Genomic DNA, 8455 nt, shown 5'->3' with positions numbered 1-8455 from the left:
TGGATTCAGCCGCGAAGTGCAACAAGGCAAAGGGCCGGGCTCGGTTTGCCATAAGGCAGGAGGTCTATGCAAAGGATCTTGAGTTGATCATGGATCAGGCACGGACAACACAGACACCAACCCCGCTGACGGCAGCAAGCCTGCATTTCTATACAGCGGCACGGGCTGCAGGATTTGCAGATGACGACACAGCCTCGGTCTTCGAGATCCTCAGGAACATCGATCTCAAGACGGAGAACTAGGAGCTTCCATCGCGATTGCGGCCGGTCTGACCGGCCGCTCCTGCATCTTTCTCAGCTTTTTCCACGCCGTTTCAAAGGCTGCAGAAGTGTTTCCGGACGCCGGGCTTCGGCTTTTTCAAACAGGGAAAAGGTCTGGTTGACGTAATTCACCGCGCCGGAAATCAGATCCATATAGTCGATCAGCTCCGGCGTACGTTCGATTTCATCGACAACAACGGCACGGTCAGGCGGCGTCGTCTCGAACTGTGCGTAGAACCAGGGATCGCCACGCTTGATCACCAGCGGCTTTGACGTGTCATGCCATTCGAAGGCCCACATCAATGGTCTTGGCCACACATTGATCGGAAAGCGTCCGCCAAAAAGCGTTCCCGGCCAAGGCTGCTTCAGATAATGCATGAATGGCGGGGTCTGGGCCATATAGACAGGTTCATCGGAGATGAACACGTAAGGCGTCTTGATCTGGATCGTCGGCACGCCTTCGTAGCGCCATTCCGCCTCAGACGTGATGCTGATCATCTCGGCAAGCTTGTTGGCCCGGACACCTGACATGGTGCCGTTGAGATTGCGCAGGGACGGCTTGCCCTTTTCATCACGGCCGAAAGCCAGATTGATATCAAACGGGCAACGGATCAGGAAGTAACGCGCTTCCATGCTGATGACCGCCGGGCACCGCGACGCGCTTTTAGCATGCGTCTTGTTCCGTTCCGCGCCCTTCACACGTTCCGGCGGATCAAAGATGACACCACCCTTGACCTGATTCAAGAACCAGCCAACCTGGATCGGCCCTGATTTCCTGTTGTCCGTATCGCGCGTATTTTCAAATGTGACGGAGAGTTGCATCGCACCCCTACCTTTGCACTATAATTTAACAAAATAAACTTGAAAGCTGTGTCTGATCCGCTTTCAAAGCGACACTGATCGGCCTGATCGAAGAGAATATCTTTCCTTTACTGACAAATGTACTCCCAAATGCGCCCTCCCGGAGCCAGTGGGCGACTTCAATCAGGTATCACGAAGTTCCAGCCGCGGCCCGGTTCCTGCGCCGGCTGACAAGAAAGATCCCCAACACAATCAGGAACAGCGCTGCCACCTGAACAAGGCTCGGAATCTCTCCGAAAAAAATCAGCCCGAATGGCAGACCAAAAGCTGCCGAAACCGACCCAAGCTGGCTGAGGTAAACCGGTCCGGCCTGTTTCTGGAGCTGGAAATAAAACAGATACAAAACCGCGTACATTGCGCCTTGCGCCAGAAGAATGGCTATTGCCGCAACGGAGATATGTTCCGGCAGCAAAGGCACTCCCATCCCGGCGACAAGCACCAGAAGGCTTGCGAAGCTGAACGCCATCATTCCGATACTCAGCAGCTGTGGGCTGGCACCGGGCGGCCATCGCATGGACCGGTAGAGGTTGCCGATGGTCAAAAAAACCGGGATCGAAAAAGCGATCAGAACCCACCAACCGGCGGAGGGATTGGTCGCCCCGGCACCGAATGCAAACACTCCGCCGCCTGCGAGGGAAAAAAGCACCCCGATCACCCTGGCCAGCCTCGGGTGCTCCAGCCCGATCATCAGGCTAAGCCCGTACGTCAGAACGAGCGGAAAGGCAAACGTCAAGGTCACAAACGTGACCCCGACATGTTTGGCGGACGCAAAGGCAATTGCATTGGGAGCTGCAATCAACAGCCCTGTCACAAACATGTAGATCAAAAGGCGCGTCTTCCCGCCCTGCCCCTTTAGGGAAAGACCGCCCATCAAGGAAGCCGGTCCTTGCCGCAAAAAGACCGCTGTCTGCAATACTGTTGCCAGAAAGAATGACCACATGAGCAACGACAGTGGATCCCACCCGAATGCCGGGGCTGCTTTGGCAAAATCCACCGACCCGGCAAGCATACCGCCGGTCAGGAGCAACAGCGTCAGCGAGGACAGATTGACATGGCCGGGCGTGGCAGCCGGCTTGGTGTCTGCCGCCTGACGGGCATCTGGATGCACCGAATGATAAGCCATTCCTGAACCTTTCAGGAGGCAGCGCCTCCGCCCTTAGCCAATCTGACTGTTGCATATATTTCTATATTTAGTTTCTTGCTATCAAGATTATGAATACTAACAATCTTGTAATGGCTTAAAGCGGCTTTTCTTCAGTCCGGTCTGCGTCGAATACCGAACACCATTTCGAGAATCAGATCATACAGATAGGCCCGGACAAACCGGCCGGAACGGCCACAGGCGCACCCCGGACCTTATTCAAAAACAGCCACCCGGAATTGAACTGGATTATTTTGTCTTTCGTTCCAGTCGTTTTCGCAGAACTTGCAGAACGCTGCATCCAACCGCGCTCCCTGTCCTGATAGGCTTGAAAAGGTTCATGGGCAGGATGAAAGCGGTTTCAGTTACGGGTCTGAGCGGTTTCTGATGCCATAGGTATGTCCGCCTTTGTCAGGCTGAAAATCACAGTTGCGCCATGGCAAGACCGGTGCGCCACGGCAAGACCGGACACCAGCCTGCGCGGAAATGCCAGTTCCTATTTTGACGGCTCGGACTTGCAGCGGCTGACCAACATGATACCGGCCAGGACAAGAAACAGCGCGCCGATCTGGACAGGGCTCGGCACCTCATGAAACAGAACCAGGCCCAAAGGAATACCGAAGGCGGCTGATACCGATCCGATCTGGCTCAGATAGACGGGGCCTGCCTGCTTCTGGAGTTGGAAATACAAGATATATTGAACCGCGAACATGATGCTTTGCACCACCAGCACGACGACTGCGGCCAATGACAAGTGTTGCGGAAACAGCGGCAGTCCCATAGCAGCGGCGAGGGCAAGAAGGCTGCCGAAACCGATCGTCAGCATGCCCGCACTCAACAGTCTCGGACTGGCGCCGGCTGGCCAATGCGTTGACCGATAAAGATTTCCGAGGGTCAAAAACACGGGCGCCGTGAGCGCAAGCAAGATCCACCAGCCAGCAGAGGGGTTGAGTGCTCCAGCCCCGAGCGCGAACAATCCCCCGCCGGCCAAACTGAAGAGAACGCCAATCAGGCGTGGAATCCTTAGGCGCTCAAGACCGAGAAGCAGACTCAAACCATATGTCAGAACCAGTGGAAACGCGAAAGTCAGGGTTACGAAACCGGCCCCGACATGCTCGGCCGCTGCAAAGGCAACCGCGTTGGGTGCTGCGAACAGAACCCCGGTCACCAGCATGTAGATCAGCAAGCGTCTGGTCGCGCCGGGGCGTTTTTCTGCAAAGCTCGCGGCAAGAAGCCCCGGTCCATCCCGCAGCAAATATGCAAGCTGCAAGACTGACGCTGCAAACAGGGACCAAAGGAGCAGGATCAAAGGATGCCATCCAAGCGCAGGGGCTGCCTTGGCAAAGATGGCGGACACGGCAAGCATCGCCCCAACAAGCAACAGCAACATCAGGGAGGGAATCCTGACCGTTCGTGCCGTGTCTGCCTGTCCGGCTTCCGCCTCCCGAGGTGCGAGCGAATGCACCGAATCATATGCCATCCCTAACCTTTCAGGAGGCCGCGCCTCCACCCAAAACCAATCCCAACGGTCTGCATATATCTCATAATTAAGTATCTTGATGTCAAGTTTTTTAACATCATCAATCTTGAAATCGATCAAAAGGACTTGCGCCTGCTCTGGGTTCCGGCAGATAGTGGTGTTTGTTTCTTGAACAGGATCAGATGGATAGGCCTTGGATGAACCGGACAGGACCGCACAGCCAGGATATGCTTTTTGCAGACCGCGCCGCCCGTGCAAAAACCCAATGGGAACAGGAACGCCCGGATCTCGCGGGCGATCTCGCGACCGTCGTGGTTGTCGGCCGCCTCTTCGAGTTGGGCCCGATCATCCTGAACCGCTTTCTGGCACCTGAACTCAACAAGATCGGACTGAAGCAGGGAGAGTTTGACGTTCTGGCGACCCTGACCCGTGCCGGTCCGCCCTACAAACTCACCCCGACCGAACTCTACAAGGCAACCATGACCAGTTCAGGCGGCATGACGGCACGGCTCGACAAGCTGGAAAAGGCAGGCCTCATCGAGCGTTGCCCGCACCCCGATGACCGCAGGGCGCTGACCGTTTGCCTGACCGGCAAGGCCCACCAGCTTGTAACCGGGGCATTGCCCGATATCATCGCGGCTCAACGACAGGCGCTCAGTTGCCTGACACCTCAAGAACAGGAACAGCTCTCCAGCCTGCTCGGCAAACTGATCGGTTCTGTCGGGGACCCGTCCCCGTGATGTCGTCCGCTTCGCTTACCGGTCAGGCACCGGCATCCGGTTCCACGCATCCAGTGCCGCGATCTTGTAGGCTTCGGCCAGCGTCGGATAGTTGAAGGTATTCTCGACAAAATATTCCAGCGTACCCTTGAGGTTCAATACCGCCTGGCCGATGTGAACCAGCTCGGTTGCCCCCTCTCCGACGATGTGGCAGCCGAGCAAACGGCGGGTCTTCAGCGAAAAAATCAGCTTCAGCATGCCGTTTTCAAGACCCATGATATGGCCGCGGGAGGTTTCCCGAAGGCGGGCAACGCCGCATTCATACGGGATGCCCCGCTGCTGAACCTCTTCCTCGGTCATGCCGACGGTCGAGATTTCCGGAACCGCATAGATCCCGTATGGGAAATATTCCGGCGGATCGTAGGCCCGTTCGCCGAGCGCCTGACAGGCTGCAATCCGGCCCTGTTCCATCGAGGTTGAGGCGAGGCTCGGGAAACCGATCACATCACCAGCCGCATAGATATGGGGGACCGAGGTCTGCAAGGTATGCGGATCGACCTTGATCCGCCCCCTGTGGTCCACCTCCAGCCCGCAGGCGGACAGGTTCAGGGACGGCGTTGCCCCCATGCGGCCTGCAGCGAACAGGATCACCTCGGACCGGACCCGGCGGCCACCGGCCAGCTGGATCTCGCAGTTCCCCGGCCCGTGCCGCGTGATCTTTTCCACCTTGGAACCAAACCGGAGGGCAACACCGCGGTTGCGCAGTTGAGCGGTAAAATCGGCGACAAGCTCGCTGTCGATGAAATCGAGCATGGAATCGCGCGGTTCGACCAGTGTCACATGGCAATCCAGCGCGGAAAAGATGGAGGCATATTCGACACCGATCACACCGGCACCGATGACCGCAATCGAGCGCGGAAGCTCCTGAATTTCAAGGATCTCGTCACTGTCCAGAACATACCGGCCGTCAAAAGGCACATAATCGGGCCGGAACGGCTTGGTGCCGACGGAGATCAGGAACCGCTCACTCTTGTAGTGTTGCGTCTCGCCGCTTTCTCCGGTGACTTCGATGATATGCGGGTCGATGAAATGGGCCTCGCCGCGCACCGTTGTCACCCGGTTGCGGGCGAACTGGTTTTCCAGAACCTCGATTTCATGGTTGAGCGTGATATGCAGGCGGGCCCGCAAGTCACCGGCACTGATGTCATTCTTCACCCGGTAGGAGCGGCCGTAAAACCCGCGCTCACGCCATCCGGTCAGGTTCAAAACCGTCTCGCGCAAGGTCTTGGACGGAATGGTTCCGGTATGCACGGAAACACCGCCGACCCGCCGGCCCTTTTCGACCACAAGAACACGCCGGTTGAACTTGGCCGCCTGGATCGCCGCGCGCCGTCCGGCCGGGCCACTTCCAATGACGATGAAATCAAACTGTTCCAAAGGATAACTCCCGCGGCAAGTTCAAGCCCGCCCGGCGCAAAAAAATCACGCAGCAGGACGCGATGAGGCGAAAAACGAATGGATTTGGCGCTTGTTTAGGCCTTCGAGCCGAATAGTGCAATCGGTTGCCTCCAGTATCCCTGGGGAATGCGGAAATATGACGGCCAGCCGAACTGTCAACCGCTCGCGATTGCAACTCATTCACCGTTCTCAACCGTTTCCTCATGTACCGGCTCCCAGGGTAGCCCCAAAAGCCGCGCCAACCCGGAAGAGCGGATCAGAAACAGGTCCACATCGGAATTCATGAAAAGCCTGCGCCGATCCGGCAAGTCTCCAACATCTATGCGAACGGGAAACCGTTTCGGCAACCGTATCCAGTTCGTATCGGGATCCACATATGGAATGACGCCCGGCTTCTCGTCGGTCAAGGCAACAGCAGGTGACAGACTGTCGACACTCCCTTGATGAAAGGTCCAGCCTTCCGTTGAAAGCGTAAACAAAACAGGAGCACCGGGCTCCAGTTGATTGAGATCGCTCTCCCAGAGATTCGCCACGACCTGCCAAGCCGTGTCATCAATGACCGCCAGCACTTCATCGCCGATGGCGAGATAATCTCCAACACCCACGTTATAGGGGGCGATGCGACCTGACGTTGGCGCGTGGATCTTTGTCTGGTTTAGCCGGTACTGGGCAATCGCGACCTCGCGTTTCGCCGCCTCGATCTTTTCCGTCGCAACCTGCTCCTCGTCTTGTGCTAGCCTCCAGCCTGCCCGCATCTCGTTCAAGTCTGCCTTTGCGGTCGAGAGTTTGTCTGTCTGTGCGTCCATCGCCGCGGTTGAGATATCCCCCTGTTCGAATATCTTCCGGAACCGGACCGTGTTTTCCTGCTCGGTTGCGACATCGGCCTGAGCCGAAGTCACCTCCGCCCAGGCTTCCGCGACCGCGCTGACCGCCCGTTTCTTGTTGGCCTGCGCCTCCCGCAGGGCTGCCGTTTTTGCATCCAGTGTGAGCTGGTAAAGCGTGGGATCCAGCGTGAACAAAAGGTCCCCCTTTTGAACGCCCTGATCACGTCGCACCTTGATCTCGGCCAGAAACCCCGCGACTTGCGGGGCGAGTATCACCACATCCGTCGTCACATAGGCTTCGCCCGTGTACACGACGAAGGACCGGCTCACCTCATAAAGAACCCCGATCAGGATCGCACCAGCGAAAACCAGAAGGGAAACACGATTGAGCAACCAGGACACGAGCAATCCTATTGTGGTTTCGACTTGGCGCCGGACTTGGCAGCGTAATACAATCTGAAAACGATGTTGATGAAGGGATAACGCAGGATCATCAAAAGCAAAATCCCGATATAGATGCCCGCCAACCGGTCGACACCTCCGATGATATCGCCCCGCTCGCCTTCAGTTCCACTCAGGACAAGAAAAAAGGCGGTTGCCGCCTGCAGACCGGCATAGTCCCGTTCCGGTTCATTGATTTGCCAGGCCGAAGACACGTAGGTCACCAGAAAAAACACAATCAACCAAAGCAGGTAGCTTTCCGGATTGAGAACAATCACCAAAAGCGCCACGCCTCCGCCGAAGAAGCATCCGATCAGTCTTTGACGACGGCGCGCAAACCCGACAGCAATGTCGCGATCAACGGTCAGGGCGATTGTCAACGCAATCTGCGTGATGGCCGGAAGGTCGAACCACACCCACAAGAGCAGCGCGACCGCAATTGCCGTTGCGCCGACCAGGGCGATCAGTTCGGCGTCATGCAGTTCCTTTTCCCGATCCTCGACCAAAGGCGCGGGGCTGTCCCTCACAGGCTCTTTGAACCCCAGCGCGATCGCAAGGCGAGCGGCCACCCACGCGCAGACAACACCAATAACAACGCTGAAATTGAAGTCCCAGTAGATGACATACAGGCTGGTCGGTTCATAGACGCTTATCAAAACGATATAGGCCGCGAACCAGAAAAACAAAAACGACGCAAAAGCTAGAAACTGGTTTATCGGACCGAACCGCACAAGGGTGGCCAAATAACTGAACACGACAATGAAGAGGAACTGCCACACGGGGCGGCCAAGCAGTATTTCAGCGGCAAATGCGCCCAGAACAAATCCGGCAATCATGAAAAACAGGTTCGCAGTCAGGATCAAACGAAGATCCCTTGCACCGAGGTTGACGGATACAAATGCGACATAGGGCGCCAGGAAATTGCTCGGCATATGCAACGCTTCGGCAACGAATACCGATGCCACACAGGCAATGCCCGTCACAATCGCCTTGGGTTGCCAGTTTTCAACCCGGCTCATGCACAAGCAATCGAGATGCCAGCATTTTCACCCTAGTTCGAATGCCTCTACTGTTGTTTTGACCGTCGACCAATCCAGTCCCCCAAGGCTAATGCACGGTGGAACCCGCGAAGCACGGCAAGCGTAACGTGACGCGGCCACGCCTGAACGCTAAAAGACTAACAATCACAGGAAGGATACTTCAGGGCCACGCCCCTGCAACCATGACAATTGTAACGATCCAAAGCACAAGTTGGCTCTTGGCAGCGGATT

General features: G+C 56.7%; 7 protein-coding genes and 1 pseudogene. 2 read left to right on the top strand and 6 right to left on the bottom strand.

Annotated elements, in window-relative coordinates; genetic code table 11:
- A pseudogene (locus E1297_RS49145) lies at nucleotides 1–242 on the top strand (NAD(P)-dependent oxidoreductase); the annotation flags it as partial.
- A 51-nt stretch (nucleotides 243–293) separates the two neighbouring features.
- Here the strand turns inward: E1297_RS49145 and E1297_RS13695 are convergent.
- The 3 genes from E1297_RS13695 to E1297_RS13685 form a co-directional block, all read right to left on the bottom strand.
- Nucleotides 294–1082 carry a hypothetical protein gene (locus tag E1297_RS13695; protein ID WP_155139011.1) on the bottom strand — a complete coding sequence of 263 codons (789 nt, stop codon included), beginning with the start codon at nucleotides 1080–1082 and terminating at the stop codon, nucleotides 294–296.
- A 169-nt stretch (nucleotides 1083–1251) separates the two neighbouring features.
- Complete coding sequence (locus tag E1297_RS13690) at nucleotides 1252–2244, bottom strand: DMT family transporter (RefSeq protein ID WP_155139009.1); 993 nt, start codon at nucleotides 2242–2244, stop codon at nucleotides 1252–1254.
- A gap of 514 nt (nucleotides 2245–2758) precedes the next feature.
- On the bottom strand, nucleotides 2759–3742 hold the full coding sequence (locus E1297_RS13685; RefSeq protein ID WP_155139007.1) for a DMT family transporter: 984 nt from the start codon (nucleotides 3740–3742) through the stop codon (nucleotides 2759–2761).
- Nucleotides 3743–3939: 197 nt separating this feature from the next.
- On the opposite strand from E1297_RS13685, the gene E1297_RS13680 reads away from it, so the two are divergent.
- The gene (locus E1297_RS13680) at nucleotides 3940–4482 is read left to right on the top strand and encodes a MarR family winged helix-turn-helix transcriptional regulator (protein WP_244327758.1); all 543 of its coding nucleotides are present in this window, start codon (nucleotides 3940–3942) and stop codon (nucleotides 4480–4482) included.
- Nucleotides 4483–4497: 15 nt separating this feature from the next.
- On the opposite strand, the gene sthA is transcribed toward E1297_RS13680, so the two are convergent.
- From sthA to E1297_RS13665, 3 genes are all read right to left on the bottom strand, one after another.
- Nucleotides 4498–5898, bottom strand: a complete 1401-nt coding sequence (gene sthA / locus E1297_RS13675; RefSeq protein ID WP_155139004.1) for a Si-specific NAD(P)(+) transhydrogenase — start codon at nucleotides 5896–5898, stop codon at nucleotides 4498–4500.
- Between the two features lie 197 nt (nucleotides 5899–6095).
- On the bottom strand, nucleotides 6096–7145 hold the full coding sequence (locus E1297_RS13670; protein ID WP_196223309.1) for an HlyD family secretion protein: 1050 nt from the start codon (nucleotides 7143–7145) through the stop codon (nucleotides 6096–6098).
- A gap of 8 nt (nucleotides 7146–7153) precedes the next feature.
- On the bottom strand, nucleotides 7154–8203 hold the full coding sequence (locus E1297_RS13665; RefSeq protein WP_155139000.1) for an FUSC family protein: 1050 nt from the start codon (nucleotides 8201–8203) through the stop codon (nucleotides 7154–7156).
- Nucleotides 8204–8455 lie beyond the last annotated feature (252 nt).

The organism is Roseibium sp. RKSG952 (assembly GCF_009711355.1).
Note: the sequence above shows the minus strand (reverse complement) of the source record. Positions and strands in the feature narration are given on the sequence as shown.

Bases quoted from the DNA above. Each gene is read 5' to 3' on its own strand.
- E1297_RS13695 (WP_155139011.1), bottom strand. From the start codon at position 1,082: ATGCAACTCTCCGTCACATTTGAAAATACGCGCGATACGGACAACAGG.
- E1297_RS13690 (WP_155139009.1), bottom strand. From the start codon at position 2,244: ATGGCTTATCATTCGGTGCATCCAGATGCCCGTCAGGCGGCAGACACC.
- E1297_RS13685 (WP_155139007.1), bottom strand. From the start codon at position 3,742: ATGGCATATGATTCGGTGCATTCGCTCGCACCTCGGGAGGCGGAAGCC.
- E1297_RS13680 (WP_244327758.1), top strand. From the start codon at position 3,940: ATGAACCGGACAGGACCGCACAGCCAGGATATGCTTTTTGCAGACCGC.
- E1297_RS13665 (WP_155139000.1), bottom strand. From the start codon at position 8,203: ATGAGCCGGGTTGAAAACTGGCAACCCAAGGCGATTGTGACGGGCATT.